Here is a 26,139-nt window from a genome sequence, read left to right as displayed (position 1 = left end):
CCGGTAAGGCTTCCAGACGACTTTAGTCGTACCCCTCCAGACCTCAGTAATCCCAGAGGCGACGCCAGCCCTGCAACGGGTGGTGACCCTCGCCATCGAGCACTGAAACGCTCGCTGTCATCCCCGCACTGAGGTGGATATCCGCCGGTACGTCGAGCAGTTCGATGCGCACCGGAATGCGCTGCGCCAGGCGTACCCAGTTGAAGGTCGGCTCGACGTTGGCCAGCAACTGGGCATCATTGGCCGCATTGCGATCGGTGATGCCGCTGCTGATGCTCGCCACCCGTCCCTGCAGCGGCGCTGCCTGGTTCATCAGGCGCACCCGTACCGCAGCGCCGGGGTGGATATGGGGGATCTTGGTTTCCTCGAAATAGGCCATGACGTAGAAGGAACGGGTATCCACCAGCGCCATCACCGCCTGGCCGGTCTGCACATAGTTGCCCTCGGCGAATCTGAGGTTGGTGATCCGCCCCTCCCGCGGCGCCAGCACCCGGCTGCGATCCAGGTTGATCTGGGCCAGGTTCACGTCGCTCAGGGCTTCCTGGTACTGGCTGCGGGCGACGGCGACATTGACCTGGGCGGTCTCGCGGTCCTCCGCGCTGATGGCACTGGTACCCAGACGTTGGCGCCGGGCCGCCTCGCTTTCGCGCAGACGCAGTTGCTGCTGGCGCGTATCGGCCACCGCCTTGGCATGGTCGAGATTGGCCTGATAGCGCTGCTGGTCGATCTGCAGGAGCAGACCGCCGCGCTTTACCAGCTGGTTGTCCACCACTGCCAGGCGCGTCACCCAGCCCGACACGTCGGGCGCCACCACCACCACGTCCGCCCGTACCCGCGCATCGCGGGTCCAGGGGGTGTAGAGATAGAAATGCCACAGCCAGGTACCGGCCAGGATGGCGAGCAGTACCACGCTCAGGGTTATCGCCACACGCAGGGTCTTGTGCATCGCCTTGGGGATCCTCTTGTCAGGGGGCTCAGGTGGCCAGGACGGCGACGAGGCCGGCCAGCCAGAGCACGAACAGCGCACAGCCGAACAGGGCGCTGTGCCACAGATGGCGGCCGAGGCCGCTGCGCTGCAGCAGCCACAGCGACAGCGCCGTCAGCAGCAGCGCCAGAACGCCATAGACGAACAGCGGCCCCAGATAGACCCCGCCGATGGCCCATTCATGCAGATTCATCCGCGCCCTCCTCCGCTACTGCTTTCAGACAACAGCCACGCCAGGTCTGCTGGAGCTGGCCGATGGCGCCGCGCGCCAGACGATGCGGTTCATCGTCGGGGGCCTGGCCCAGCGCCCGGCGCAGGCGCTCCGCCGCCGTATCCAGCGCGTCCGGCTGCAGGTCATCGAAGCCGACCGCCAGTTGCTCGGCGAAGCGCCCGAGAAAGGCATCCCGCGCCCCTGCCACTTCGCCCCGGGCACTTGCCAGGCAGGCGCGCAGGTGCAGCAGCTCGTTGCCCAGATCGAGCGCCAGCAGGCCCCGCTCCCAGCGGCCGCGTTCGCTGGCCGACAACTGCTCGATATGCCGCGCCAGCAGCAGCAGGCGATCCGCCATCCGCCCGCCGAACCAGGTCTCGGCATTGGCCAGGGGGACCGTGGTCAGCCGCTGCAGGTCGTGGGTGGTGGCCTCGAGGATCCGGCGACTGGTGCGCCGCGGCGTGCGCAGACTGATCAGCCGGAACATGAGCACGGCCGAACCGACGCCGATCAGCAGACTCTGCAGCTGGTTGAGCAAGGCACCCATCTCCACCTGGCCGTGGTTGTTGGGCGAGACCAGCACCAGCAGATGGATGGCGAAGGCCGTCGCTGTCCCCACCACGCTGGGAGGCCCGGCCATCCCCAGGGCGGCAAAAAACAGCGGCACCCCCAGCACCAGGCACAGCAGCGGATAGCCGCTGATCTGCGGCAGCAGCACCTGGCTGATCAGGATGGCGACCGGCGCCGCATAGAGAATGCCCCGCAGGAAACCGAGGCCGATGGCGGCGGCGTTGTCGCGATTGGCGAACAGGCTGCAGATGACGCCGGCCATCAGCATGGCGCCCGGCGCGGACGGCCAGGCACTGGCCAGCCAGAACACCCCCACGGCCAGCAATGCACAGGCGCTGCGCAGGCCATAGAGCAGCGCCGTCTGGACATCGCGATGGCGGGCCAGCGCCGAAGGCGCCACGGCGCTGAGCCGGGCCGTATGGACGCTGTCCAGAGCGCGGCCGGCGAGCAGGATCTTGTCCAGCAGGATGGCGAAACGGGCCAGCAGGTAGCGCTGGTCGTTGTCGAGTTGCGGCGAGCTGCCGGCAGCCTCTCGCAGACGCTGCAGGAGGGCTTCCAGGGCCGGAGCCTGGGGGTCTGCCAGGGTCGTGAGCAGTTCGTCGCGCCAGGGCTGCAAGACGGCCCTCCGCGGCTCGTCCAGGCCACGCCACTGGCGCATGGCGCCGCGAGCGGTCCGCAACAGGCTGAGCAGGTCCCGCGACAGCAGCCGCAACGCCCTGGCGCGCTGCCGGCCGCGCTGGCCTTCGAACCAGGCGTGATCGCGCTGGGCATCCACCGCCACCACCTGACCGAGCATGGCCAGCAGTCCCTGGGTTGCATCCTGGGCCTCGGCCAGCTCCGCCCGGGCGGCAGCCACGCCCTGTTCCCAGGTGCGGCGTGCCTGGACGGCCAGATTCTGCTCCACCCGTTGCGGCCAGAACAGCGCACTCACCGCCGAGGCCACGACGATACCCAGGCAGATCTCGGTACAGCGGGCCACCGCCTGGTCGAACACCGTCAGCGGATGGGCGATGGCGGGCAGGCCGATGATGGCGACCGTATAGCCGGCCAGCACGAAGCCATAGGCGACGTGATTGCGCAGCAGGGTCGAGGCCGCCGTGCACAGCGCCATCCAGCCGGCCAGCGCGAGCAGGAACAGCCAGGGCGTCTGGGCGAAGAAGCCCATCAGCACCACCGCCATGCAGGTGCCGACGAGGGTGCCGAGCAGGCGGAACAATCCCTTGGCCAGCACCATGCCGGACAGCGGCTGGGAGACGATCATCACTGTCATGCAGGCCCAGACCGGTTGTTCGAGACTGAAGCGAAAGGCCAGCCAGAGCGCCAGTCCGGCGGCGAACAGGGTCTTGCCGGCAAAGAGGAGCGCCGTCGGCGTGGGAGCGAGAAAGACCGTCCAGGGTAGACGCACGTCGGCTCTTGGATTGCGGGGGATCCAGCATAGGCCGCGCGGCCCAGGCGAAGTTCCAGCGGTTATGCCGGACGAAAAAAAGGCGACCCGGGGTCGCCTGAAGTGCCTTGCGTGCTCGAGCGACGACGCTCCGTCGTCACCACTCCCTGCAGACTAGCCGAGTTGCAGCCGCCGCTCTTGATCGAGATCAAGGTTTGCCGGGTTTTGTCCGGTCATGCCAAGCAGGCGGTCGATCAGGGCGCAATCGGATTCGCGCCGCACCTGGGCGAACAGGGCCGCAGCCTCGGGATAGCTGCGCGTCAGCATGCCAAGCCACTGCTTGAGGCGTCCCGGGGCATAGCGCGGTGCCAGCTTGCGTTGCGCCATGCTCCAGAAGCGCTGCACCCGCGGCAGGATCTCGGCCCAGCTCTGCGGGACGGCTTCTTCTCCGCGTACGGCAGCGGCGATCTGCAGCGCCAGGTCCGGTCGCGAGACCAGACCGCGCCCCAGCATCACCGAGGCCTGGCCGCTGACGCTGCGACAGCGCCAGTAGTCGTCCAGGGTCCAGATCTCGCCATTGGCCAGCACCGGCACGGACACCCGGTCAGCCACCCGCGCCACCCACTCCCAGTGCGCCGGCGGACGATAACCCTCGACCTTGGTCCGCGCATGGACCACCAGTTGCGCCGCGCCCCCCTCCGCCAGCGCCTCGGCGCAGGCCAGGGCGCCGTTCGGGCTGTCATAGCCCAGGCGCATCTTGGCGGTGACCGGAATGTGCGCCGGAACGGCCTGGCGCACGCTCTCGACAATGCGGTTGAGCAGCTCCGGCTCCTTGAGCAGCACCGCTCCGCCGCGGGACTTGTTGACGGTCTTGGCCGGGCAGCCGAAGTTGAGATCGATCACTGGCGCGCCCAGGGTGCAGGCAAAGGCCGCGTTGTCCGCCAGGCAGGCCGGATCCGAGCCCAGCAGTTGCACCCGCATGGGCGTACCGGATGGCGTGCGCGCGCCCTCCTCCAGCTCCGGTGCCAGCTTGGCGAAGGCCGCCGCCGGCAGCAGCCGATCACAGACGCGGATGAATTCGCTCACGCACCAGTCGAGTCCACCCACCTCGGTCAGCAGTTCGCGCAGGATGTCGTCGACGAGACCCTCCATGGGCGCCAGGGCGATCTCCATGCTCAGAGGTCCTCGCCAGGGAGCGCCTGGCCATAGCCAACCAGGAATTCGGGTGGCATGCGCCTGGGTTTGCCGGAGGACAGCTCGATGCAGACGAAGGTCGTCCGGGCGCGCAGCAGGGTCACGCCATCGGCGGGGCGCTGCAGCTGGAATTGCCGGGTCATGCGCAGGCGTCGATCCCAGTCCACCAGCCAGGTGCCCAGCACCAGCTCATCATCCTGGTAGCCACTGCTGAGGTAGTCGATCTCGTGGCGCACCACGGCCATGGCGCGATCCAGGCGCTGGAAGGTGGCCAGATCCAGACCCAGGGCCGCCGAGTGCTGCCAGGCGCACTGTTCTAGCCAGCTGACGTAGACGGCGTTGTTGGCATGGCCCAGGCCGTCGATGTGCTCGGCGCCGATGCGCAGCGGCAGGAGATGGGGAGTCGGTCTGTCCCACTGCATGAAGAGACCCTCTCGCGGGCAAGGTCGAAAGACGGGAAGCCGGACCGATACGAAACCGGTCAGGTCACCGGTCGCGGATACTGGCACGAATCCACGGGCAATAAAAAAGGGCCTGCATCGCTGCAGGCCCTTCTTCATGTTTGGCGCACTCGGGAGGATTCGAACCTCCGACCGCTCGGTTCGTAGCCGAGTACTCTATCCAGCTGAGCTACGAGTGCGTTTCGGTGAGTTTAACCAGGACACCGCTGGTACTGCTGAAGCCAGAGGCTTCGTCGATTTGGCGCACTCGGGAGGATTCGAACCTCCGACCGCTCGGTTCGTAGCCGAGTACTCTATCCAGCTGAGCTACGAGTGCGTTGAAGCTGCGTATTCTAGCTTCCGTTTCTGACGTGTCAAGCAAATTTGCTTGTTTATCAGGTACTTACCAATCGGTCAGTACAGCGGAGCCAGTTTGAAGCAAATGGCGGTGAGGGAGGGATTCGAACCCTCGACACCCTTTTGAGGTGTACTCCCTTAGCAGGGGAGCGCCTTCGGCCACTCGGCCACCTCACCGCAACGGGGCGAAACTATATCGAAGGTTTGCCCGTTTGCAAAGAGAAAAATTCAAAAAAAATCAGTGGTTTGGTTCTTGGTCCTTTTCCTTCTGGATGCGCTGATAGATTTCCTCGCGATGAACCGCGACTTCCTTGGGTGCATTGACGCCGATGCGGACCTGGTTGCCCTTGACTCCCAGTACCGTCACGGTGACTTCATCACCCACCATCAGGGTCTCACCAACCCGACGAGTCAAAATAAGCATTCCATTCTCCTTAAGCTTTTAACTCAGTCTGCACGTATGAACCGAAACGATCCCTGAATGGACCTTCTAGTCGCTATTGACCTCTGTCCATGCAAGTAAAGTTCCGTAGAACCCGCGTCAGATGAGGTCCCTGTGGCAGGGACCTCATCTGACCGGTCACTCGGCGCCGCGTGCGGGGGCGTCGAGCTCGAAAGCGGTATGCAGGGCACGGACGGCCAGTTCGAGGTATTTCTCCTCGATGACCACCGATACCTTGATCTCGGAGGTGGAGATCATCTGGATGTTGATGCTCTCCTTGGCGAGGGCTTCGAACATCTGGCTGGCCACACCGGCATGGGATCTCATGCCCACGCCAACGATGGAGACCTTGGCGATCTTGGTGTCGCCGACGGACTCCCGGGCACCGATCTCGACGCCGGTGCGCTTGAGGATCTCCAGGGCCGCCTGGTAGTCGTTGCGGTGCACGGTGAAGGTGAAGTCGGTGGTGTTATCGTGCGCGACGTTCTGCACGATCATGTCGACTTCGATGTTGGCCGCGCTGATCGGGCCGAGGATCTTGAAGGCCACGCCGGGGGTATCCGGCACACCGCGAATGGTCAGCTTGGCTTCGTCACGGTTGAAGGCGATGCCGGAGATGATCGGCTGTTCCATGGATTCCTCTTCATCAAGGGTAATGAGGGTGCCCGGACCCTCCTGAAAGCTGTGCAGCACGCGCAGCGGCACGTTGTATTTACCGGCGAATTCCACCGAGCGGATCTGCAGCACCTTGGAGCCGAGGCTGGCCATTTCCAGCATTTCCTCGAAGGTGATCTTGTCCAGGCGCTGGGCCTGGGGCACCACGCGCGGATCGGTGGTGTAGACGCCGTCGACGTCGGTGTAGATCTGGCACTCATCGGCCTTCAGCGCGGCCGCCAGGGCCACGCCGGTGGTGTCGGAGCCACCACGGCCCAGGGTGGTGATGTTGCCCTGCTCGTCGACACCCTGGAAGCCGGCCACGACCACGACCTTGCGCGCCTTGAGGTCGGCGCGGATGCGGGCGTCGTCGATCTGCTGGATGCGTGCCTTGGTGTGCGCGCTGTCGGTAAGGATGCGCACCTGGCTGCCCGTGTAGGAAACCGCCTGGACGCCGCGCTTGAGCAGCGCCATGGTCAGCAGGCCGATGGTGACCTGCTCGCCGGTGGAAACCATGACATCCAGCTCGCGCGGATCGGGTTGCTCCATGATTTGCTTGGCGAGGCCGATCAGGCGATTGGTCTCGCCGCTCATGGCCGACACCACCACCACGATCTGGTCGCCTGCCTCATGGAAGCGTTTCACCTTGTCGGCGACCTGCTCGATACGCTCCACCGTACCCACCGAGGTACCGCCGAATTTCTGTACGATCAATGCCATTGCTTGCTGCCCGTCCGCAGAAAAATCTGATTCAAGTTGTTGAGGGAGGAAGCGGGCCGCCCTCCCCGGCGACCCGAGCCCGTTCATAATCTGCTGCGCGTCGGCCAAACGGCGTTGGGATTGCTTTCGGAATGCTCATTTACCATTCGTAAACTCGAACGCGAGTCCGATCCGCTTCCTCAAGCACTTCCGCCTTGTTTGGCTCTAGCTCGCGAGATTATGGCTCCTATAGGCTTTCCTCGGCGTACTGGCCGGCACAGGCCAGGGCCGCTTCGAGCTGGCTGGCATCGGTGCCGCCGCCCTGGGCCATGTCCGGACGACCGCCGCCCTTGCCACCGACCACGGCCGCGGCGCGCTTCATCAGCTCGCCGGCCTTGAGCCTGGCGGTCAGGTCGGCGGTGACGCCGGCCACCAGCACCACCTTGCCGTCGGCTTCGCCACCCAGCAGGATCATGCCGCTGCCGAGCTTGTTCTTGAGCTGGTCGACCAGCGCCAGCAGCGCCTTGCCGTCGAGACCGTCGAGGCGCGCGGTGAGCACCTTGGCGCCCTTGACGTCCTGCGCCTGGTCCACCAGGTCACCGGCCGAGGCACTGGCGGCCTTGGCCTTGAGCTGCTCGATTTCCTTTTCCAGCTGACGATTGCGCTCGACCAGCGCGGCCAGCTTGTCCAGCACGTTGTCGCGACTGCCCTTGAGCAGGCTGGCGGCTTCGCGCAGCTGCTCCTCGGCGCCATTGAGGTAGGCCAGGGCCGCGGTGCCGGTGATGGCCTCCACGCGGCGCACGCCGGAGGCCACGCCGCCTTCGCTGACCAGCTTGAGCAGGCCGATGTCGCCGGTCTGGGCCACGTGGGTGCCGCCGCACAGCTCGACGGAGAACTCACCGCCCATGCCGACCACGCGCACCACGTCGCCGTACTTCTCGCCGAACAGCGCCATGGCGCCGCGGGCCTTGGCTTCGTCGATGGCCATGACCTCGGTGGTCACCGCGCTGTTCTTGCGGATCTCTTCGTTGACGATGGTCTCGATGCGCTTGAGCTCCTCGGGCTTGATGGCCTCGAAGTGGCTGAAGTCGAATCTCAGGCGCTGGTCGTTGACCAGGGAGCCCTTCTGATGGACATGATCGCCCAGCACCTGGCGCAGCGCGGCGTGCAGCAGGTGGGTACCGGAGTGGTTCAGGGCGATGCCCTGGCGACGGCTGGCGTCGACCTGGGCCATGAGCGCGGTGCCGACGTTGAGGCTGCCCCTGGTCACCACGCCATGGTGCAGGAAGGCGCCCTGGGTCTTGGTGGTGTCGCGCACGGCAAAGCCGACGCCGGCGCTTTCCAGGGTACCGGTATCACCGACCTGGCCACCGGATTCACCGTAGAACGGCGTCTGGTCGAGGATGACCACGCCCTCCTCGCCTTCGGCCAGGCTGTCCACCGGCTGACCGGCACGGTACAGGGCGACGATGGTGCCCGAGGCGCTGGTGGTGTCGTAGCCGAGGAAGCGGGTTTCGCCCTCGACCTTGACCAGGCTGTTGTAATCCACACCAAAGGCACTGGCGGAACGGGCGCGCTCGCGCTGGGCTTCCATCTCGCGCTCGAAACCGGCCTCGTCGAGGTTGAGGTTGCGCTCGCGGGCGATGTCGTTGGTCAGGTCGACCGGGAAGCCGTAGGTGTCATAGAGCTTGAACACCACGTCACCGGGGATGGTGTCGCCCTGCAGTTGCGCCAGATCCTGCTCGAGGATCTTCAGACCCTGCTCCAGGGTCTTGGCGAACTGCTCTTCCTCGGTGCGCAGCACGCGCTCGATGTGCGCCTGCTGCTGGACCAGCTCGGGATAGGCCTGGCCCATCTCGGCCACCAGGGCGGCGACGATCCTGTGGAAGAAGGTGCCCTTGGCGCCCAGCTTGTTGCCATGACGGCAGGCGCGGCGAATGATGCGCCGCAGCACGTAGCCGCGGCCTTCATTGGACGGCAGCACGCCGTCGGCGATCAGGAAGCTGCAGGAGCGAATGTGGTCGGCCACCACCTTGAGCGACGGGGCGTCGTCATTGGCGCAGCCGATGGCCTCGGCCGAGGCCGCCAGGAGTTGCTGGAACAGGTCGATCTCGTAGTTCGAATGCACGTGCTGCAGCACCGCGCTGACCCGCTCCAGGCCCATGCCGGTGTCGACGCTGGGCGCCGGCAGCGGATGCAGGACGCCATCGGCGGTGCGGTTGAACTGCATGAAGACGTTGTTCCAGATTTCGATGTAGCGATCGCCGTCTTCTTCCGGGGAGCCGGGCGGGCCACCCCAGATCTCGGCGCCATGGTCGAAGAAGATTTCGGTGCAGGGGCCGCAGGGACCGGTGTCGCCCATGGTCCAGAAGTTGTCCGAGGCATAGGGCGCGCCCTTGTTGTCGCCGATGCGCACCATCTGCGCCTCGGGCACCCCGACTTCCTTGGTCCAGATGTCATAGGCCTCGTCATCGGTGGCATAGACGGTGACCCAGAGCTTTTCCCGGGGCAGACCCAGCCACTGGGGCGAGGTGAGGAATTCCCAGGCGAAGGTGATGGCGTCGCGCTTGAAGTAGTCGCCGAAGCTGAAGTTGCCCAGCATCTCGAAGAAGGTGTGGTGACGCGCCGTGTAGCCGACGTTCTCCAGGTCGTTGTGCTTGCCGCCCGCGCGCACGCACTTCTGGCTGGTGGCGGCACGGGTGTAGCTGCGCTTTTCCATGCCGAGGAAGCAGTCCTTGAACTGGTTCATCCCGGCGTTGGTGAACAGCAGGGTCGGATCGTTCGCGGGGATCAGCGAACTGGAGGCGACCCGGGTGTGCCCCTTCTCTTCGAAGAAGCGGAGGAAGGCTTCACGGATTTCGGCGCTTTTCATATTCATTCCAGACAATGGGCTTTTCGACGCGCGTGACGGGCATCCGACTGGATCGCAGACGAGACGAACGGAGCGGGCGCCGCAGACGCGGCACGTGCGGAAAACGGACACGCATGTCTGGGAGTATATCGACGCCCGCGCCCCGGTGTCGCCCCGGTTGCGCAGGAAAAACGTCGTCGGAAGACTTAGCGGCGGCGGTAGGCGGAGAAAGCGGCGATGACCGCCTCGATATCGGCGGCGCTGACGTCCAGATGGGTGACCAGCCGCAGGCGTGCTGCCAGACTGATGCGGATGCCACGCTCGGCCAGGAAGGCATGCAGCGCGGGCGCCTCGTCGCCCAGGGCGAGATAGACCATGTTGGTCTGCACCGGCTCCACCTGATAGCCGAGCTCGGCCAGGGCGGTGCCGAGTTGCGCCGCGTGGGCGTGGTCCTCGGCCAGCCGCTCGACCTGGTGATCGAGGACATGCAGGCCGGCGGCCGCGAGGATGCCGGCCTGGCGCATGCCACCGCCCACCACCTTGCGCCAGCGCCGCGCCTTGGCGATGAGCGCGGCCTCGCCGCAGAGCACCGAACCCACCGGGGCGCCGAGGCCCTTGGACAGGCAGACCGACACCGAGTCGAAATGCTGGCTGATCTCGCGCACCGGTACGCCGAGCTTGACCGCGGCGTTGTACAGCCGCGCGCCATCCAGGTGCAGGGCCAGGCCGTGCTCCCGGGTGAAGGCCCGCGCCGCCGCCAGATAGGCCAGTGGCAGGACCTTGCCGTGCATGGTGTTTTCCAGCGCCAGCAGCCGGGTGCGGGCGAAATGGAAGTCATCGGCCTTGATGTAGCTGCGCACCAGGTCGAGGTCGAGACTGCCGTCGGCGGCCATCTCGATGGGCTGCGGCTGGATGGAACCGAGCACGGCGGCGCCGCCGCCCTCGTACTTGTAGGTATGGGCCTGCTGGCCGACCAGGTATTCGTCGCCCCGCTCGCAGTGCGCCAGCAGGCCGAGCAGGTTGCTCATGGTACCGCTGGGCACGAAGAGTCCTGCTTCCAGACCGAGATCGCCTGCCAGACGTTGCTCCAGGCGAGTGACCGTGGGGTCTTCGCCGTAGACGTCATCGCCGAGTTCGGCGGCCAGCATGGCCTGGCGCATGGCCGGCGTGGGCTGGGTGACGGTGTCGCTGCGCAGATCGATCAAGCGTTCGCTCCTTATGCCGGGACCACGATGAGTCCGGCCCGCAGGCCGACGGCGACCTTGGGATTGGGGAAGATGATGCGCGCCTCGGCTTCGTCGACGATCCAGCGCTCGCTGCCGTCTTCGGCCAGCAGCGAACCCTGGCGCAGCGGCGAGAAGTTGGCCACGTCGTCGGCCAGGTGCAACTGGAAGCGCGGACTGGACTTGTACACCTGGCGCGCCACGCGGAATCTCAGCAGCGCGGAATCCGGTGGCGGCAACTCGGCTTCGCGGCCTTCGACCAGGGCTTCCAGCAGCAGGCGCAGGCGACTCAGGTCGAGTTCGCTGTTCTCGCCGAAGGGCCGTGCCTGGCCCAGCTCCAGGGTCAGGGCCTCGGCCTGGCATTCGGCGTAGGTGTAGGCGCTGAAGGTGATGCCCGGCTTGTCGTAGAGCAGCACGGCCTCGATGCCGGCGGCTTCGAGGCGCTGCAGCTCGGCTTCCGAATGCTCGCGCCCGGCGCTCCAGGGATAGAGGGCGAAGCGCGGCAGCGCCGAGGCGCGCAGTGCGGTGTGCAGGTCGTAATGCAGGCGCGCCCGATCGGGCTTGCTGAAGAACTGCGCGGACAGGCGTTCCAGGTCGTTGGCGCGTTGCGCCTCGGAGCCCTCGGCCTGGGCATGGCGGCCGTTGAAGAGGCGATTCAGATCCTGCTCGACATAGCGGGTGCCCCGGCGCATGGCGTCGGGATTGCCGTACATGAACAGCAGACGGCAGGCGGGGCGCAGGGCGCCGCTGGCGATGCCGCTGAGCAACGCGTCGAGCAGCTCCATGGGCGCCGTCTCGTTGCCATGGATACCCGCGGAGAGCAGCAGGTCCATGCGGTTGTCGCGCGCCACCGGCGGGGTGACTTCCAGCACGCCTTCGGTCAACCAGTGGAGACGGGTGCCGTCGGCAGTCAGTTGAATCTTCTCGGTCGGCTCGCGGCCGGCCAGGGTCAGGTCCAGCAGGCGGCCAAGCGCCAACCGATAACGTTCAGATGCAGGCATGCTCTACTCCGCTGAGCGACGTGTCGGGGCTAGTGTGGCGCTTCAGAAGTTGTCTACACAATTTTGGCGGCGCTTTTTGTCCCCAAGCGACGTTGCCCCTCCTCGCCATAGCCCTGCTATGACTCGTCGCGGCGCCTTGCCCGGAGACAAAAATCACTCGCCAATTCTTGCGCGAACTTCCGGAACACCACACTAGATACTCAATGATCGTGGCCGCAACCGCAATCGGCGTCATGCACGTGATTCTCATCGCCTTCGTCGGCGAAGGTCTCCAGGGCGATGGACAGGCCCAGGGCATTGATGGCCTGGGGGCGCAGTACCAGGACCGGGGTCTGCTCCTCATCATCCTGGGAGTCGGCGAAGATGCTGAGACCGCCGCTGCCATCGGCTTCCAGCCAGAGGTCGCGACCGGCCAGGCGGATGGCCAGGCGCTGGACCTGCAGCGTCTGCTGCTCGTCCGCGGTGGGTTCGAGGATGAGATCGAGAAGGTAGCTCATGGGGGCTCCGGAGGTCAGGGCAATTGAAAGGGATAGACCGAGCCGAGGCCCAGCAACTGGGTCAACTCGTCGAGGGCGGTGCGGACCTCGCCCAGCAAATGGGGATCGGCGAGATCCGCAGGTGTCAGGCGGTCTCGGTAGTAGCGATCCACCCAGTCGAGCAGTTGGGCATGCAGCGCCGGGGTAAAGCGCACCCCCGGATTCACCGCGGCCAGCTCGTCGGCGGTGAGCGACACGCGCAGGCGCAGGCAGGCGGGGCCACCGCCGTTCTGCATGCTCTGCTTGAGATCGAAGACCTTGACCTCACCCAGCGGGCCTGCGCCGCCGACCTGGGCCTGCAGATAGTCCCAGACCAGCGGATTCTGTCGGCACTCGTCGGGCACCACCAGCAATGCGCCCTGCCCCGGTCGATCCAGCAGCTGGCTGTTGAACAGATAGGAGCGCACGGCGTCGCCGACGCTGATCTCGCTGCGCCGCACGCAGAGGCGTTGCAAGGTGGCACCGCGTCGGGCGAGCTTGGTTTGCAATTCGTCGAGCACGCGATCGCTGTCGAGGAAGGCATCCTCATGGTGGAACAGCACCTGGGCGTTGCCCACCGAGATGACGTCGTTGTGGAAGACGCCCTGGTCCACCACCGCCGGATTCTGCTGGGCGAACACCACGCCCTCCTCGCTCAGGCCATGCAGACGCGCGATGGCCTGGGAGGCTTCCAGGGTCTGCCGCGCCGGATAGCGATGGGGCTCGGGATAGCGCGGATCGAAGGCGCTGCGACCGAAGACGAAGAATTCCACGCCCGGGGCGCCGTGGTCGCGACTGAAGCGGGTGTGGTTGGCCGCGCCCTCGTCACCGAACTGGGCCACCGAGGGTAGCGGCGCATGGTGCTGGAAACGCGCGGGATCGCGAAACATCGCCTGGAGGATGCGCGCCGTGGTGCTGGGTTCGAGGCTGCGGTGAAACTTGCAGGCCAGGTTGGCTGGGGTGAAATGCACGCGGCCGTCGCGGGTGTCGGCGCTGGGGCTGACGGTGGCGGCGTTGGCTGTCCACATGGCCGAGGCGGAACTGGCGGAGAGCAGCAGCGGCAAGGCTTCGCGCGCCGCACTCTCCAGCACCTGGGCATCGCTGCCGGCGAACCCGAGGCGGCGCAGCGAGGCGATGTCGGGTCTTTCATGAGGGGCGAGCACACCCTGCTCGAAACCCAGCTCCATCAGCGCCTGCATCTTGGCCAGGCCCTGGCGCGCGGCCTCGCGCGGATTCGAGCACTGCTGCTTGCTGGCCTGGGACGCCACGTTGCCGTAGGACAGGCCGGCATAGTTGTGGGTCGGACCGACCAGGCCGTCGAAATTGACCTCCCGCGCGGCAGGGGCGAGTTGACTCATAGCTGTAGTCCTGGAGGCAGTTGGCTAGGCAGGGTCAGGGCGTCACTTTCCAGCGAGGCGACCGGGAAGGCGCAGTAGTCCGCGGCGTAATAGGCGCTGGGTCGATGATTGCCCGAGGCACCGACGCCGCCGAAGGGGGCGGCACTGGCCGCCCCGGTCAGGGGCCGGTTCCAGTTGACGATGCCGGCGCGCACCCCTTGCCAGAAGCGTTCGTAGAGGACCGGATCGTCGGCCAGCAGGCCGGCCGCCAGGCCAAAGCGAGTGGCGTTGGCAAGCGCCAGCGCCTCGTCGAAGTCGCCATAGCGCTGGACCTGCAACAGCGGACCGAAGACTTCTTCATCGGGCAGGTCGGCGATCCCCGACACCTCGATGATCCCCGGCGTGAGCAGCGCTCGCTGGGGCTCCGGCTGCCGCAACTCCAGCAGTGCCCGGCCACCCTGGGCCAGGCGCTGGGCCTGGGTCTGCAGCAGGGCCTGGGCAGCGGCAAGAGAGATGACGGTGCCCATGAAGGGCGCCGGATCGGCGTCGAAGGGACCGGTGCTGAGCCCGGCACTGACACTCACCAGGCGCGCCAGCAGGGCATCGCCCCAGGCCCCCTGGGGTACCAGCAGGCGGCGGGCGCAGGTGCAGCGCTGCCCGGCGGAGAGGAAGGCCGACTGGACGATGGTCACCACGGCGGCGTCCAGATCGGCCACCGGCGCCACCACCAGGGGATTGTTGCCGCCCATCTCCAGCGCCAGCAGTCGCTGCGGACGGTCCGCGTTGAGACGATGCAGCGCCGCACCGGTGGCGCTGGAGCCGGTGAAGAGGATGCCGTCCAGGCCCGGATGCGCGGCCAGGGCCTCGCCGGTGGTCCGACCGCCCTGCACGAGATTGAGCACCCCGGCCGGCAGCCCGGCGGCGATCCAGCATTCCAGGGTCAGGGCGGCGAAACGCGGCGTCAGCTCGCTGGGCTTGAACACCACCGTGTTGCCAGCCAGCAGCGCCGGGACGATATGGCCATTGGGCAGATGGCCGGGGAAATTGTAGGGACCGAAGACCGCCAGGACGCCGTGCGGTCGATGGCGCGTGACGCTGCGGGCGTCCGCCACGCTAGCCGAACGCTCGCCACTACGGGCCGCTTCGGCCTGGGCGGAGATGGCCACCTTGGCGATCATGCTGCCGAGCTCGGTATCGGCCTCCCACAGCGGCTTGCCGGTTTCCTCGGCCAAGGCCCGGGTCAGCTCGGAGCGGCGTTGCTGCAGCGCCTGGGCGAAGGCCTGCAGGATCTCCAGGCGCGCGGCCTGGCCGCGCCTTTCCCAGGCGGGAAAGGCCTGGCGTGCCGCGGCGATCGCCTGGTCGACGTCCGCTGCGTCCGCGGCCGCGCCCTGCCACAGCGCGGTACCGGCGTAGGGATCGAGCGAGGTGAAGGTCTCGCCACGTCCGGGGCACCACTGACCAGCGATATAGAGGCTATCCATGGGGTCTCCTCAGGGCATCAGCCGCACGGCGCGCACCTGAGCGCCGGCCATCAGCCGCAGTTCGCGGGCAGTGGCCAGATCGACCACCAGGGTGCCGGAAGCCAGGCGCGCGCGGGCGCTGGTGATGCGACAGTCCTGGCATTTGCGGTTGTGGATCAGATAGACCTCGGCATCGTCGCCCGGCGTGCCGACCGCGAGGACCAGGCGCTGGCTGTCGCGGATCGCGCGCACCTTGGCGGTCTCGGCCTCGACGGTCGGACCCGCGTCGAAGATGTCGACATAGCCCTGGTAGTTGAAGCCCTCGGCCTCCAGCAGGCGGCGCGCGGCCTCGGTATCCGGGTGCACCCGACCGATCACCTGGCGCGCTTCCGGCGACAGGAAGCAGGTGTACAGCGGAAAGCGCGGCATCAGCTCGGCGATGAAACCGCGATTGCCGATGCCGGTGAGGTAGTCCGCCTGGGAAAATTCCATCTTGAAGAAATGCCGGCCCAGGGCTTCCCAGAAGGGTGACTGGCCCTGGTCATCGGACATGCCGCGCAATTCGGCGATGATGCGCTCGGCGAACAGCTCGCGGAATTCGGCGATGAACAGGAAGCGTGACTTGGACAGCAGGCGCCCGGCCGCGCCACCGCGCCGATCGGCGCGCAGGAACAGCGAGCAGAGTTCGGAGCTGCCGGTCATGTCATTGGCCAGAAACAGCGTGGGGATCTGCCGGTGGATGTCCAGTTCGCGCGAGGCGCTCACCGTCAGGCCGACCCGGTAGTTGTACCAGGGCTCACGCAGCCCCAGGGCCGCGGCGATCCCCGCGATGCCGATGACCTCGCCGTCCTCTTCCAGGACGAACAGATAGTCCGCGTCGGCGGATTCGACCTGGCGCAGAAAGCTGCGCTCGGCATTTTCCACCCGCTGCGCCAGGCGTTCCTCGCTGGCTGGCAGGGTGGTGAGACCGGCGCCGGCCGCCTGCGCCAGTTGCAGCAGCGCGGGCACATCGGCACGGGTGACGGGACGGACGATCATCGGACCTCCAAAGACGCTAGGGTCGGCTACAGCGCTACCAGACGAACCCGGTCGCCTTCGGCGATCTCCAGGGTGGCGATCTGCTCGGGGGAAAGGACGACGGCTTCGCCAGGCGTCCAGCGCAGCGGCGTGGCCAGCGCCCGAAAATTTTCCAGGCCATCGTTGGCGACCAGGAACCAGGGTGCCTCGTCGCCGGCCGGACTACCTTCGCTCACCGGCGCCAGGCGGCTCTCGGCGATGGAGCGGATGGCCGTGGTGCGGGCGTGCAGGGTCGGACCGCCATCGAAGATGTCGATGTAGTTGTCGGTTTCGAAGCCTTCCCGGCTGAGGATGTCGAAGGTGATCTGAGCCCGGGGATGCACCTGCCCCATGGCTTCCTGGGCGCTGTCGGGCAGCAGGGGCACATAGAGCGGATAGGTCGGCATCAGTTCGGCGAGAAAGGTGCGACTCTTCTGCCCGGACAGGCGCTCGGCGGCGGCGTAGTCCATGTCGAAGAAGTTGCGCCCTACCCCGTTCCAGAACGGCGATTCGCCGTCATCGTCCGCCAGCCCGACGATCTCCACCACCACCGTATCGGCGAAACGCGCCGGGTGGGCGGCCATGAACAGCAGACGGGCGCGGGAATTGAGTTCGGCGTGAGGGGTGTCGAGCAGCGGGCGCTGGACGTAGAAGCTGCTCAGCACGCTGTTGCCGGTCAGGTCGTGACAGAGCGACAGCACATGGACCTTGTTGTGGATCTTCAGCTCGCGCGAGGCGTGGATGAAGGTCTCGTTGCGAAAGCTGTAGAAGGGCTCGGAGAAACCGGCCGAGGCGACGATGGCCGAACAGCCCAGCAGCTCGCCGCTGCGGGTGTCTTCGAGCACGAAGAAATAGCTCTCCTCGCCATGGAAGCCCACCTCGGCCGCCAGCGACGACTCCGAGATGCGGATCTTGTCGCGCAACCGTTCGGGGTTGTCGGGCAGCGAGGTGACGCCAACCGGGCTATCCGCGGCGAGCCGCTGGACCAGGGGCAGATCCGCCGCGCGCGCAGGGCGCATTACCAGCATGAGAACTCCTTGTGTACGGATCCATCCTTGGATGCCAGCGGTACGCGTCCCGCGTCCGGAGATTAGCCTTGGGTAAGACGCGCCAGGGCGCGATCCAGGCGGGCCAGGCCTTCGTCGATATCGGTCTCGGCGATGATCAGGCTCGGCGCCATGCGCAGCACGTCCGGGCCGGCCTGCAGGATCATCAGGCCTTCCTCGTTGGCGGCGGTGACGATGTCCTTGGCGCGCCCCTTCCAGCTGTCGTTGAGCACCGCGCCGATCAGCAGGCCCAGGCCGCGGATCTGCTGGAACAGGTGGTAACGGGCGTTGAGCTGCTCCAGACCGGCGACAAAGCGCTGATGGCGCGCGGCGACGCCGGCCAGGGTTTCCGGGGTGGCGACGATGTCCAGCAGCGCGGCGCCCACGGCGCAGCCCAGCGGATTGCCGCCATAGGTGCTGCCGTGCACGCCGGCGCTGAAGTGCTGGGCGACCTGCTCGGTGGTCAGCATGGCTGCCAGCGGGAAACCGCCGCCGATGCTCTTGGCGGTGGTGAGGATGTCCGGCACCACGCCATAGTGCTGGTAGGCGTAGAGATGACCGCTGCGACCGACCCCGCTCTGCACCTCGTCGAAGATCAGCAGGGCGCCATGGGTGTCGCACAGGCGACGCGCGCCTTCCAGGTAGGCCTGGTCGGCCGGCAGCACGCCGCCCTCGCCCTGGATGGGTTCGAGGATGACCGCGCAGGTCTTGTCCGAAACCACGGCTTCGAGGGCGGCCAGGTCGTTGTAGGGCACGTGGCGGATGCCTTCGATCTTGGGACCGAAGCCATCGGAATACTTGGGCTGCCCCCCAACGCTGACGGTGAACAGGGTCCGACCGTGGAAGCTGTTGGTGGCGGCGACGATCTCGTAGCGACTGCCGCCACTGACGTCATGACCATAGCGACGGGCCAGCTTGCAGGCCGCCTCGTTGGCTTCGGCACCGGAGTTGGCGAAGAACACCCGGTCGGCGAAGGTATGGTCCACCAGCTTGCGCGCCAGGCGCAGGGCAGGCTCGTTGGTGTAGATGTTGGACACGTGCCAGAGCTTGCCGGCCTGCTCGGTCAGGGCCTTGATCAGCGCGGGATGGCCATGGCCCAGGGCACTGACGGCAATGCCGCCAGCGAAGTCGACGTATTCGCGATCGGCCTGATCCCAGACGCGGGAACCCTCTCCTCGCACCGGAATGAACGCGGCGGGGGCGTAGGTCGGGACCATCACCTCATCGAAGGCGGCGCGTTGCACATTGGGTTGAGAAGCGGACATCGGGATTTCTCCTGCCGATCACGGCGGTGACTGAGGGGGATTGTAGGACGACCTCCAGGCGCGGCATTGCGCCCAGGCGACAACTATTTACGGGCGAAAACGCAAACGGGCGTCCGACTCGCAGTCTAGCGATTCGGACACCCGCTCTGGAAGGGCGAGGACGTACCTTCGGGTACGTCCGGAAGATCAGTTGGGCGCGACGCGGCTGGTGCCGTTGACGGTCATGATGCGCACCCGCTCGCCGACGCGGAACATCTCGCCCTTGTTGACCGCCTGCACATAGGCGCGGGAGCCGCCGTCGTCTTCCTTCACGGTGATCTCGACACCGCTGGCCTTGGTGAAGCCCTCTTCGGTGGCCGCACCCAGCAGGCCGCCGGCTACTGCACCGATGATGGCGGTGACGAAGCTGCCACGCCCGCCGCCAATGGCGCTACCGCCAATGCCACCGACCACGGCACCGGCCCCGGCGCCAACGGGCGACTTGGTGCCCTCGATGGTCACCGGACGCAGGGCGGTGATGGTACCGGTACGGACCGTCTGCACCTGCCGGGCCTCATCGCGCGAATAGACGTCGCCGGACTGATCGGAGGCGCAGCCGGCCAGCAGGGCGACGGCGGTCAGGGAAGCGGCGAGTTGAAGGACTCTGTTCATGGGGCAACTCCAGGGGCAGTTGAAAGACACTGGCCGTACCGGGCAGCGGTACGGGCGCAGATCGCTATTATCCTTGACCCAGGGCGTCCGGGGAGGTTTCCGGCGAATGTAACCTCGGCACCTTGCGAACGCCTTAAGGTGCCAGGCGCTGGCGCTGCCAGCCACCCTCTACGCGCTGGTAATCCAGCCGATCGTGGAGGCGGCTGGAACGCCCCTGCCAGAACTCGATGCGCTGGGGCTTGAGGCGATAGCCACCCCAGAACGGCGGCCGGCTGGGATCACCGTCGGCGAAGCGCCGCTGCACCTCGGCCAGACGCTGCTCCAGCTCGTGACGATCGGCAATGGCCTGGCTCTGCGGCGAGGCCCAGGCACCCAGGCGACTGCCCAGTGGACGGACCCGGTAGTAGGCATCGGATTCCTCGGCGGACACCTGTTCCACCCGGCCCTCGATGCGCACCTGGCGCTCCAGTGCCGGCCAGAAGAAGGTCATGGCCGCCCGCGGCTGCACGGCCATCTGCTGCCCCTTGGCGCTGTCGTAATTGGTATAGAAGACGAAGCCCTGGGCATCGACGCCCTTGAGCAGCAGCACGCGGCAATGGGGCTGGCCTTGGTCATCGACGGTGGCCAGCCAGCAGGCATTGGCTTCGACCGGAGGCTGCTCGGTACGCACCGCCTCTTCGAACCACTGCCCGAACAGGGCATAGGGATCGGCGGGCGCCTGGGCTTCGGTCAGGCCGTCGCGGGTGTAGTCGCGACGCATATCGGCGAGGGACGGTGACATGGAAGTCTCCTGCTAGGTCGGTATCGACCTAGCTTAACCAAGTCCCGCCCGGCTCGCCTGCTTCAGGACAAGCTTTGTCGCTAGCGCGCCGCCAGCGACTGCAGGCTGGCCAGCACGGTCGCGCGCGGCTGGATCAGCACCTCGACGCGGCGGTTGACGGCACGACCGGCGGCGGTGGTGTTGTCGGCACGCGGATGGGCGGCGGCCAGACCGCGCACGATCAGGCGATTGCCGCTGTAGCCGCTGAGACGGAAGATCGCCGCCACGGCCTGGGCGCGTTGCAGGCTGATCTTGTCGTTGAGCGCGGCGGCGCCGGTGCTGTCGCTGAAGCCCAGCACGATGACGGCGCTGTCTTCATCGACGCTCACCGACTTGGCCGAGCGGGACAGCGGGCCGAGCATCACCGGCAGCAGCATCTCGGCGCGATCCGGGTTGAAGGAGCTGTCCACCGGCGTGATCAGTACCAGGGCGTTGTCGCGACGCTCGACCTTGACATTGCTGCCGGCCACGGCGACGCGCAGCTTCTGCTCGTGTTCATCCAGCCAGGCCTTGCTGACCTTGACCGGTACCGGCTTGAGCACTTCCGCCTTGGCCAGGGGCTTCACGTCTTCGCTGCCGAAGGGCCACCACCAGCGACTGCCCTTCTCGCCTGCCGCGGCGGCCTGTTCGGCCTTGGCGGCGGGCGCCTTCGCCGTGACCTTGGCTTCGGCCTTGGGCTCGGCCGCCTTGGCTACCGGCTTGGCCGGCGCGGCCGCCTGGTCGCCACCACCGAACGGCCACCACCAGTGGCTGCCGCTGGCGGCGGTGCTGGCCTGGGCATTGCCCGGCGTGGCAGGCGCGGCGGCCTGGTCGCCAGTGCCCTGGAAGGAGCTGCAGGCGGATACGCCCATGCAGAGAATGAGGGTGGTGGATTTGATCAGCTTCATGCAAAGTTTCCCATCGGCGAGCCGGAGGACAGAGTGAATCAATGCCCCGGCCAGAGCCGGCGGCATGAGTGAACTTAAAGTAGTTTCGAGATTGTGGCCGCAAACCTACGCCGGGCAAAGCGGTCGAGTCACGAAATTTGCGTCTGTGCCGACCAGTGGCAGTGCCCCTGGCAGCGAGCGAAGGAAGATCCAGGCGAATCGCTGCCAGGGCGCTGCTGATGGGTTGGCGGCGAGCGAAGGTTACGTTGAAGGCATGGCTACCCGCCCGGAGGCGAGAGCATGGAAGGACTCATCGATGTCGCGACCCTGGAGCGTCTGGCCGCCAGCGCCGCAGCCATTACCCGCGACTGTCGCTGTCTGCGGCGGGACCTGGCGGGATGGACGGCCTGGCCGGTGGGCTACCGGGAAACGGAGTTCGCGCAGATCGGCACCCTGGCACGTCACGCCCCCGAAGACGCCATCATCGCGGAGTACCACCCGGCGGGCACTCACTACTGGTCAGCTGACGCCCCCATCGCGCCCTGCTTCTATCCCTACAACCAGAGCACGGTATGGCGGTGCCTGGGCTGCGAACGTCTTTACCTGCGGCATGATGACGATGGCGCCTACCATTTGGCGCCGCGCATTCGCCTGCTGCAGAGCGCCCTGATCATCGATGCCCCCCACGCCAATGACGGGCGCGAAGCCACAACGACCTGACCTCCGGCCTCCAGCGCCAGCGATCTGACAAAGGGCGATCAAGCGCTCGTCTTTCGGTATCCAGGGCCACTTTCGCGCCCGGGCGGACGCTCTAGGTCGCGGCGTTTGCAATCCCTTCTCGTTACCTGAGGCGCAAACCGGGAATTAAGCCCACAATAGGCGCCGCGTATCCCGCGTGCGGGTGTGCGCCCATCAACGGTAAAAAACCTGGTCCCAGCAATACGATGGCAACTACAACTCGAACGGGCGTCGCCTGGTTTGTCGACGGTGCCTATGCCCTGAGCGCCTGGAATGGTTCGGTCTATGGCGCGAAATTCGACTATCTCAAGCTACGGCTTTTCATTGAAGAGGATGCGGGCGAACCCATAGGCGACGCCTACTACTTCAACTGCGATAGCGACCCACCCACCATCGCCCAGACCGGCTTCAACAAGTTCTTGAGCTCGGCCCCACCCAAGGGCGCCGGCCTGAGGGTCAAGCTGTACTGGCTGCAGAGCAAGGCCCACGAATGGCCTGCCTCCGTGGGTGGCGGGCCGATCCTGCATCCGGTGACCGGCGAGCAGTACACCACCAAGAGCCAGAAAGGCGTGGATGTCGGCCTGGCCTTCAATCTGATGCGCTCCCATGCCAAGCGCGGCTGGAAGAAGCTCTACCTGGTGGCGGGCGACGGCGATTTCCACGAGGTGGTGCAGTACCTGGTGGAAAACGAAGGGGTCGAGGTCACGGTGATCGGCGCGCACTTCTCCATCAGCGGCGAGATCGCGCCCTATGTCCGGGTGATCGAATTCAAGGACATCGAGGCGGCCATCGCCCGCTAGCCGACCGCCCTAGAGGCACTCCCCTACCGCGCGCGCCAGGGCCTGGGCGCGTGGGTCCATCAGCACGTAGGGCCCCAGGGTATTGGTGACGAAGCCGAAGGCCACCTCGCGCTCCGGATCGGCGAAGCCGGTCGAGCCACCCGCCCCCGGATGGCCGAAGGCCTGAGGGCCGAGACCATAGGTGGCATTGGCCTGGTCCGGCTGGTCGAGCATGAAGCCCAGCCCGAAGCGGGTCGGCGTGAGCAGGGTGCGGTCCTCGCCCTGACTGTGCTCCACCAGAGCCTCGCTCAGTGTCTCCCATTCCAGCAGATCGCCGGCCAGCAGACCGGCATAGAAGCCCGCCAGACTGCGCGCATGGCCGTGGCCGTTGGCCGCCGGCTGCTGGAAGCGCCGCCATTCGGCCTTGTTGGTGCTGGTGAGCACCCCGGCTGGATTGCCAAAGGCCAGGGTCGGCAGCGCCACGGGGTCGCTCAGGGTGGTCTTGAGCAGGCGCTGCGCGGCGGCATCGCCCAGCACGCCCTTGCCCCGCACGATATGGGCGACGCGCTCGTCTTCGCTGGCCGGCAGGCCGATGTGAAAATCCAGGCCCAGGCGCTCGGCGGTCCGGGCCACGATGGCCTCGCCCGGGCCACGGCCGTCGGCGCGACGGATCAGTTCGCCCAGCAGCCAGCCAAAGGTGATGGGGGCATAGCCATGGGCGGTGCCGGGCGTCCACCAGGGTGCCTCGGCGGCGACCGCGGCGGTCATGGTGTCCCAGTCGTACAGGGCGTCACCCGCCAGGCGTTCGCGCAAGGCGGAGACGCCGGATCTGTGGCTGAGCAGCTGTCGCAGCGTAACGTCGGCCTTGCCGGCGGTGGCGAATTCCGGCCAGCGTTCGGCGACCGGGGCATCGAGGGCCAGCTTGCCCTCCTCCACCAGCTGCAGCGCCGCCACCGCGGTGAAGGCCTTGGTGCAGGAGAACAGATTGAGCAGGGTATCGGTGTGCCAGGGCGTCTGACCGTCCTTGTCGGCCAGGCCGCCCCAGAGATCCAGCACCGTTTCACTGCCGACCTGGACGCACAGCGCCGCCCCGCGGGTCTGGCCGGCGGCCAACAACTCGGCGAAGGCCTCGCGGACGGATTCGAATCTCAGGTCGTGATAGCCGTGGACGGTCATGGGTTTTCCTTACGGGTGATGCGCTGGCGCCGTGGGTCAGACGGTCCGCTGATACGGCCACTGCCAAAGGTCGCGGTAGGTTGGGTTGAGCGTAGCGAAGCCCAACAGCTGTTGCCTCGGGGCCGGATCTGTTGGGCTTCGACGATAGAGCCGTCTCAGCCCAACCTACGGCTTGTCGCAGCCAGGGCCACCTCTTATTGAATCTCCCGCCGAAACGGCGGCAGCGCATTGAGGATGGCCTTGCCGTAGCGCTGGGTCACCAGACGGCGATCCAGCAGCGAGATGGTGCCGCTATCCTGCTCGGTGCGCAGCAGCCGACCGCAGGCCTGGATCAGCCGCAAGGAGGCGTCGGGCACGGCGATCTCCATGAAGGGATTGCCACCGCGCGCCTCGATCCACTCGGCCAGGGCGGCTTCCACCGGATCGTCGGGCACGGCGAAGGGAATCTTGGCGATGACCACGTGCTCGCAGTAGGCGCCGGGCAGGTCGACCCCCTCGGCGAAGCTGGCCAGGCCGAACAGCACGCTGGCCTCGCCATCGTCGACACGCTTCCTGTGCTTGTTCAGGGTCTCCTGCTTGGACAGGTTGCCCTGGATGAGCACCCGCTTGCGCCAGTCCCGTTCCAGGCCGTCGAAGACGTCCTGCATCTGCCGCCGCGAGGAAAACAGCACCAGGGCGCCACGCGCGCCTTCGAGCATCGCCGGCAATTCGCGGACGATAGCCGCGGTGTGCTCGGCGGCGTTGCGCGGATCGGCCTTGAGATCGGGTACCCGCAGCACCCCGGCCTCGGCGTGACGGAACGGACTGGGCACCACGGCGGTGGCCGCCGAGCGCGGCAGGCCGGATCTCATGCGAAAGCGGTCGAAGGTGCCCAGGGCGGTCAGGGTCGCCGAAGTCACCAGGGCGCCGAAGGCGACATTCCACAGGTGACGGCGCAGCATCTCGGCGGCGAGGATGGGGCTGGCATTGACCTCGATGTCGTACAGCGAACCCGTTTCGGCGAGGGTCATCCAGCGTGCCATGGGCGGGCTGTCTTCCGGGTCTTCGCAGGTAAAGGCCGTCCACAACTCCCAGTTGCCCTGGGCGCGCGCCAGCAGACTACCGAACAGCGGATACCACTCCTCGGCCTGGTAGCTGGCGAGGCCAATGCTGGATTCGCCGTCCATGGCCTGCTTGAGCATCTCGGTCAGGCGGGTGAAGAGGTCGGTAAGCTTGGCGAAGCCTTTCTTGAGTTCGATGCCCATCTCGCGCAGGTCTTCGGGGATCACCCCGCCAACGAATCTGTGCCGCGGCCGCTCGCGGCCTTCCATATCCTCGCCCGCGCGAAAATCCGCCAGGGCTTCGCAGGCAGTGAACATGAACTGCTGCTGGGTGCGGATCTCCCGCGCCAGCTCCGGCACCTGCTCGACCAGGCGACCGAGATCACCCGGCAACGGATGCTGGGCCAGCAGCTTGGTGAGATTCTTGGCGATCTGCTCCAGCCACTCGGCGGTGGATCTCAGCCGGGTGAAATGGGCAAAGTGGCCGATGGCCTTGTCCGGCAGGTGGTGGCCTTCGTCGAACACATAAAGGGTGTCGCGGGGATCGGGCAGGATGGCGCCGCCACCCAGGGCCAGGTCGGCCAGTACCAGGTCATGGTTGGTGACGATGACATCGACCTTGGTCATGCCTTCGCGCGCCCGGTAGAAGGCGCACTGCTGGAAATTCGGGCAGTGACGATTGGTGCACTGGCTATGGTCGGTGGTGATGCGCGACCACTGGACGTCCTCGATGGCCTCCGGCCAGCTGTCACGATCACCGTCCCAGCGATTGCCGGCCAGGCGCTCGATCATCTTGCCGAACAGTTCGTTGGACGCCTCGTCCACATCGATCTTGAAGCCATCCTCGGCGAACAGCTGGGCGGTGGCGTTCTGCGCCTGACCCTCCTGCAGCAGCATGTCCAGCTTGGACAGGCACAGGTAACGCCCCCGGCCCTTGGCCAGCGCGAAGCTGAAGGACAGTCCGCTGTTGCGCAGGATGTCCGGCAGGTCCTTGTGCACGATCTGCTCCTGCAGCGCCACCGTCGCCGTGGCGATCACCAGCCGCTTGCCGGCCGCCTTGGCCACGGGAATGGCGGCCAGGGCATAGGCCACGGTCTTGCCGGTACCGGTACCCGCCTCCACCGCCACCACGGCGGGCTCGCCTTCGCGATGGCCCTCCTCGTCCTGGGCGATGCCACCCAGGCCCTTGGCGGTCTCCGCGATCATCAGGCGCTGGCCATAGCGTGGCTTGAGCGACTTGGCTTCGAGGAAACGCGTGTAGGCGCCCTGGATCTGGGTCTTGAGTTCGGTGCTGAGCATGCCTGGTTCCGGGCGATGGCAAAGCAGCGCCCCGTCCGGCGGACGAGCGCTGTATGCATCTACAGTAATGGATCTTGGGCGCT

At 66.7% G+C, this 26,139-nt stretch carries 23 protein-coding genes and 3 tRNA genes; 2 read left to right on the top strand and 24 right to left on the bottom strand.

The annotated features are described in order from the left end of the window. Window positions 1-43: 43 nt before the first annotated feature. The 22 genes from OMP44_RS05735 to OMP44_RS05630 form a co-directional block, all read right to left on the bottom strand. Complete coding sequence (locus OMP44_RS05735; RefSeq protein WP_280306940.1) at window positions 44-946, bottom strand: efflux RND transporter periplasmic adaptor subunit; 903 nt, start codon at window positions 944-946, stop codon at window positions 44-46. Between the two features lie 28 nt (window positions 947-974). Then, window positions 975-1,178, bottom strand: coding sequence for a DUF1656 domain-containing protein (locus OMP44_RS05730; protein WP_042135685.1), 204 nt, complete (start codon window positions 1,176-1,178; stop codon window positions 975-977). Then, window positions 1,165-3,168, bottom strand: coding sequence for an FUSC family protein (locus OMP44_RS05725; protein ID WP_280306937.1), 2,004 nt, complete (start codon window positions 3,166-3,168; stop codon window positions 1,165-1,167). Before OMP44_RS05725 ends, OMP44_RS05730 begins: the two co-directional genes overlap by 14 nt. 153 nt (window positions 3,169-3,321) lie before the next feature. Continuing rightward, entirely contained in the window at window positions 3,322-4,320 is a 999-nt protein-coding gene (locus tag OMP44_RS05720) for a tRNA dihydrouridine synthase (protein ID WP_187978883.1), read from the bottom strand. A gap of 2 nt (window positions 4,321-4,322) precedes the next feature. After that, window positions 4,323-4,763, bottom strand: coding sequence for an acyl-CoA thioesterase (locus OMP44_RS05715; protein WP_158893939.1), 441 nt, complete (start codon window positions 4,761-4,763; stop codon window positions 4,323-4,325). Between the two features lie 141 nt (window positions 4,764-4,904). Beyond that, window positions 4,905-4,981 (bottom strand) — tRNA-Arg (locus tag OMP44_RS05710). Window positions 4,982-5,041: 60 nt separating this feature from the next. Further along, a tRNA-Arg gene (locus tag OMP44_RS05705) sits at window positions 5,042-5,118 on the bottom strand. Window positions 5,119-5,224: 106 nt separating this feature from the next. After that, a tRNA-Ser gene (locus OMP44_RS05700) sits at window positions 5,225-5,315 on the bottom strand. A gap of 61 nt (window positions 5,316-5,376) precedes the next feature. Beyond that, window positions 5,377-5,562, bottom strand: coding sequence for a carbon storage regulator CsrA (csrA, locus tag OMP44_RS05695; RefSeq protein WP_007159101.1), 186 nt, complete (start codon window positions 5,560-5,562; stop codon window positions 5,377-5,379). A 156-nt stretch (window positions 5,563-5,718) separates the two neighbouring features. After that, window positions 5,719-6,954 (bottom strand): aspartate kinase, encoded by a 1,236-nt coding sequence (locus tag OMP44_RS05690; protein WP_133859548.1) that lies wholly within the window; start codon window positions 6,952-6,954, stop codon window positions 5,719-5,721. Between the two features lie 226 nt (window positions 6,955-7,180). After that, window positions 7,181-9,805, bottom strand: coding sequence for an alanine--tRNA ligase (alaS, locus tag OMP44_RS05685; protein WP_273861154.1), 2,625 nt, complete (start codon window positions 9,803-9,805; stop codon window positions 7,181-7,183). Window positions 9,806-9,990: 185 nt separating this feature from the next. Continuing rightward, window positions 9,991-10,989, bottom strand: a complete 999-nt coding sequence (ltaE, locus tag OMP44_RS05680) for a low-specificity L-threonine aldolase (protein ID WP_280306935.1) — start codon at window positions 10,987-10,989, stop codon at window positions 9,991-9,993. 11 nt (window positions 10,990-11,000) lie between these two features. After that, the gene (gene astE, locus OMP44_RS05675) at window positions 11,001-12,008 is read right to left on the bottom strand and encodes a succinylglutamate desuccinylase (protein ID WP_187978879.1); all 1,008 of its coding nucleotides are present in this window, start codon (window positions 12,006-12,008) and stop codon (window positions 11,001-11,003) included. 200 nt (window positions 12,009-12,208) lie between these two features. Further along, entirely contained in the window at window positions 12,209-12,505 is a 297-nt protein-coding gene (locus tag OMP44_RS05670) for a GTPase (RefSeq protein WP_280306933.1), read from the bottom strand. Window positions 12,506-12,519: 14 nt separating this feature from the next. Next, window positions 12,520-13,881, bottom strand: a complete 1,362-nt coding sequence (gene astB / locus OMP44_RS05665; RefSeq protein ID WP_280306932.1) for an N-succinylarginine dihydrolase — start codon at window positions 13,879-13,881, stop codon at window positions 12,520-12,522. After that, entirely contained in the window at window positions 13,878-15,341 is a 1,464-nt protein-coding gene (astD, locus tag OMP44_RS05660) for a succinylglutamate-semialdehyde dehydrogenase (RefSeq protein ID WP_280306931.1), read from the bottom strand. Before astD ends, astB begins: the two co-directional genes overlap by 4 nt. Window positions 15,342-15,350: 9 nt before the next feature. Continuing rightward, window positions 15,351-16,358: an arginine N-succinyltransferase gene (gene astA / locus OMP44_RS05655; protein WP_187978876.1), complete on the bottom strand. Its 1,008-nt coding sequence runs from the start codon at window positions 16,356-16,358 to the stop codon at window positions 15,351-15,353. A gap of 26 nt (window positions 16,359-16,384) precedes the next feature. Continuing rightward, window positions 16,385-17,404, bottom strand: a complete 1,020-nt coding sequence (aruF, locus tag OMP44_RS05650; protein WP_280306929.1) for an arginine/ornithine succinyltransferase subunit alpha — start codon at window positions 17,402-17,404, stop codon at window positions 16,385-16,387. 62 nt (window positions 17,405-17,466) lie between these two features. Further along, window positions 17,467-18,687, bottom strand: coding sequence for an aspartate aminotransferase family protein (locus OMP44_RS05645; RefSeq protein WP_187978874.1), 1,221 nt, complete (start codon window positions 18,685-18,687; stop codon window positions 17,467-17,469). Window positions 18,688-18,873: 186 nt separating this feature from the next. After that, the gene (locus OMP44_RS05640; RefSeq protein ID WP_133859558.1) at window positions 18,874-19,338 is read right to left on the bottom strand and encodes an outer membrane lipoprotein; all 465 of its coding nucleotides are present in this window, start codon (window positions 19,336-19,338) and stop codon (window positions 18,874-18,876) included. A gap of 133 nt (window positions 19,339-19,471) precedes the next feature. Next, complete coding sequence (pdxH, locus tag OMP44_RS05635) at window positions 19,472-20,119, bottom strand: pyridoxamine 5'-phosphate oxidase (protein WP_187978873.1); 648 nt, start codon at window positions 20,117-20,119, stop codon at window positions 19,472-19,474. Window positions 20,120-20,199: 80 nt separating this feature from the next. Then, window positions 20,200-21,045 carry an OmpA family protein gene (locus tag OMP44_RS05630; protein WP_280306926.1) on the bottom strand — a complete coding sequence of 282 codons (846 nt, stop codon included), beginning with the start codon at window positions 21,043-21,045 and terminating at the stop codon, window positions 20,200-20,202. A 279-nt stretch (window positions 21,046-21,324) separates the two neighbouring features. Between OMP44_RS05630 and OMP44_RS05625 the strand changes: the two genes are divergently transcribed. Together OMP44_RS05625 and OMP44_RS05620 are read left to right on the top strand one after the other, a co-directional pair. Then, window positions 21,325-21,744 (top strand): hypothetical protein, encoded by a 420-nt coding sequence (locus OMP44_RS05625; RefSeq protein WP_187978871.1) that lies wholly within the window; start codon window positions 21,325-21,327, stop codon window positions 21,742-21,744. A gap of 224 nt (window positions 21,745-21,968) precedes the next feature. Continuing rightward, entirely contained in the window at window positions 21,969-22,562 is a 594-nt protein-coding gene (locus tag OMP44_RS05620; RefSeq protein ID WP_133859562.1) for an NYN domain-containing protein, read from the top strand. A gap of 9 nt (window positions 22,563-22,571) precedes the next feature. Here the strand turns inward: OMP44_RS05620 and OMP44_RS05615 are convergent, their stop codons facing one another. Both OMP44_RS05615 and dinG read right to left on the bottom strand, forming a co-directional pair. Beyond that, window positions 22,572-23,717: a serine hydrolase domain-containing protein gene (locus OMP44_RS05615; RefSeq protein ID WP_280306924.1), complete on the bottom strand. Its 1,146-nt coding sequence runs from the start codon at window positions 23,715-23,717 to the stop codon at window positions 22,572-22,574. A 194-nt stretch (window positions 23,718-23,911) separates the two neighbouring features. Further along, the gene (dinG, locus tag OMP44_RS05610; protein ID WP_187978870.1) at window positions 23,912-26,056 is read right to left on the bottom strand and encodes an ATP-dependent DNA helicase DinG; all 2,145 of its coding nucleotides are present in this window, start codon (window positions 26,054-26,056) and stop codon (window positions 23,912-23,914) included. Between the last annotated feature and the right edge of the window lie 83 nt (window positions 26,057-26,139).

The organism is Pseudomonas flavocrustae, assembly GCF_029872515.1.
GTDB lineage: Bacteria > Pseudomonadota > Gammaproteobacteria > Pseudomonadales > Pseudomonadaceae > Chryseomonas > Chryseomonas aestiva.
Note: the sequence above shows the minus strand (reverse complement) of the source record. Positions and strands in the feature narration are given on the sequence as shown.

Excerpts from the sequence above, each read along its gene's own strand:
- OMP44_RS05735 (WP_280306940.1), bottom strand. The coding sequence starts at position 946 with ATGCACAAGACCCTGCGTGTGGCGATAACCCTGAGCGTGGTACTGCTC.
- OMP44_RS05730 (WP_042135685.1), bottom strand. The coding sequence starts at position 1,178 with ATGAATCTGCATGAATGGGCCATCGGCGGGGTCTATCTGGGGCCGCTG.
- OMP44_RS05720 (WP_187978883.1), bottom strand. The coding sequence starts at position 4,320 with ATGGAGATCGCCCTGGCGCCCATGGAGGGTCTCGTCGACGACATCCTG.
- OMP44_RS05715 (WP_158893939.1), bottom strand. The coding sequence starts at position 4,763 with ATGCAGTGGGACAGACCGACTCCCCATCTCCTGCCGCTGCGCATCGGC.
- csrA (WP_007159101.1), bottom strand. The coding sequence starts at position 5,562 with ATGCTTATTTTGACTCGTCGGGTTGGTGAGACCCTGATGGTGGGTGAT.
- OMP44_RS05690 (WP_133859548.1), bottom strand. The coding sequence starts at position 6,954 with ATGGCATTGATCGTACAGAAATTCGGCGGTACCTCGGTGGGTACGGTG.
- alaS (WP_273861154.1), bottom strand. The coding sequence starts at position 9,805 with ATGAAAAGCGCCGAAATCCGTGAAGCCTTCCTCCGCTTCTTCGAAGAG.
- astE (WP_187978879.1), bottom strand. The coding sequence starts at position 12,008 with ATGCCTGCATCTGAACGTTATCGGTTGGCGCTTGGCCGCCTGCTGGAC.
- OMP44_RS05670 (WP_280306933.1), bottom strand. The coding sequence starts at position 12,505 with ATGAGCTACCTTCTCGATCTCATCCTCGAACCCACCGCGGACGAGCAG.
- astB (WP_280306932.1), bottom strand. The coding sequence starts at position 13,881 with ATGAGTCAACTCGCCCCTGCCGCGCGGGAGGTCAATTTCGACGGCCTG.
- astD (WP_280306931.1), bottom strand. The coding sequence starts at position 15,341 with ATGGATAGCCTCTATATCGCTGGTCAGTGGTGCCCCGGACGTGGCGAG.
- astA (WP_187978876.1), bottom strand. The coding sequence starts at position 16,358 with ATGATCGTCCGTCCCGTCACCCGTGCCGATGTGCCCGCGCTGCTGCAA.
- aruF (WP_280306929.1), bottom strand. The coding sequence starts at position 17,404 with ATGCTGGTAATGCGCCCTGCGCGCGCGGCGGATCTGCCCCTGGTCCAG.
- OMP44_RS05645 (WP_187978874.1), bottom strand. The coding sequence starts at position 18,687 with ATGTCCGCTTCTCAACCCAATGTGCAACGCGCCGCCTTCGATGAGGTG.
- OMP44_RS05640 (WP_133859558.1), bottom strand. The coding sequence starts at position 19,338 with ATGAACAGAGTCCTTCAACTCGCCGCTTCCCTGACCGCCGTCGCCCTG.
- pdxH (WP_187978873.1), bottom strand. The coding sequence starts at position 20,119 with ATGTCACCGTCCCTCGCCGATATGCGTCGCGACTACACCCGCGACGGC.
- OMP44_RS05630 (WP_280306926.1), bottom strand. The coding sequence starts at position 21,045 with ATGAAGCTGATCAAATCCACCACCCTCATTCTCTGCATGGGCGTATCC.
- OMP44_RS05625 (WP_187978871.1), top strand. The coding sequence starts at position 21,325 with ATGGAAGGACTCATCGATGTCGCGACCCTGGAGCGTCTGGCCGCCAGC.
- OMP44_RS05620 (WP_133859562.1), top strand. The coding sequence starts at position 21,969 with ATGGCAACTACAACTCGAACGGGCGTCGCCTGGTTTGTCGACGGTGCC.
- OMP44_RS05615 (WP_280306924.1), bottom strand. The coding sequence starts at position 23,717 with ATGACCGTCCACGGCTATCACGACCTGAGATTCGAATCCGTCCGCGAG.
- dinG (WP_187978870.1), bottom strand. The coding sequence starts at position 26,056 with ATGCTCAGCACCGAACTCAAGACCCAGATCCAGGGCGCCTACACGCGT.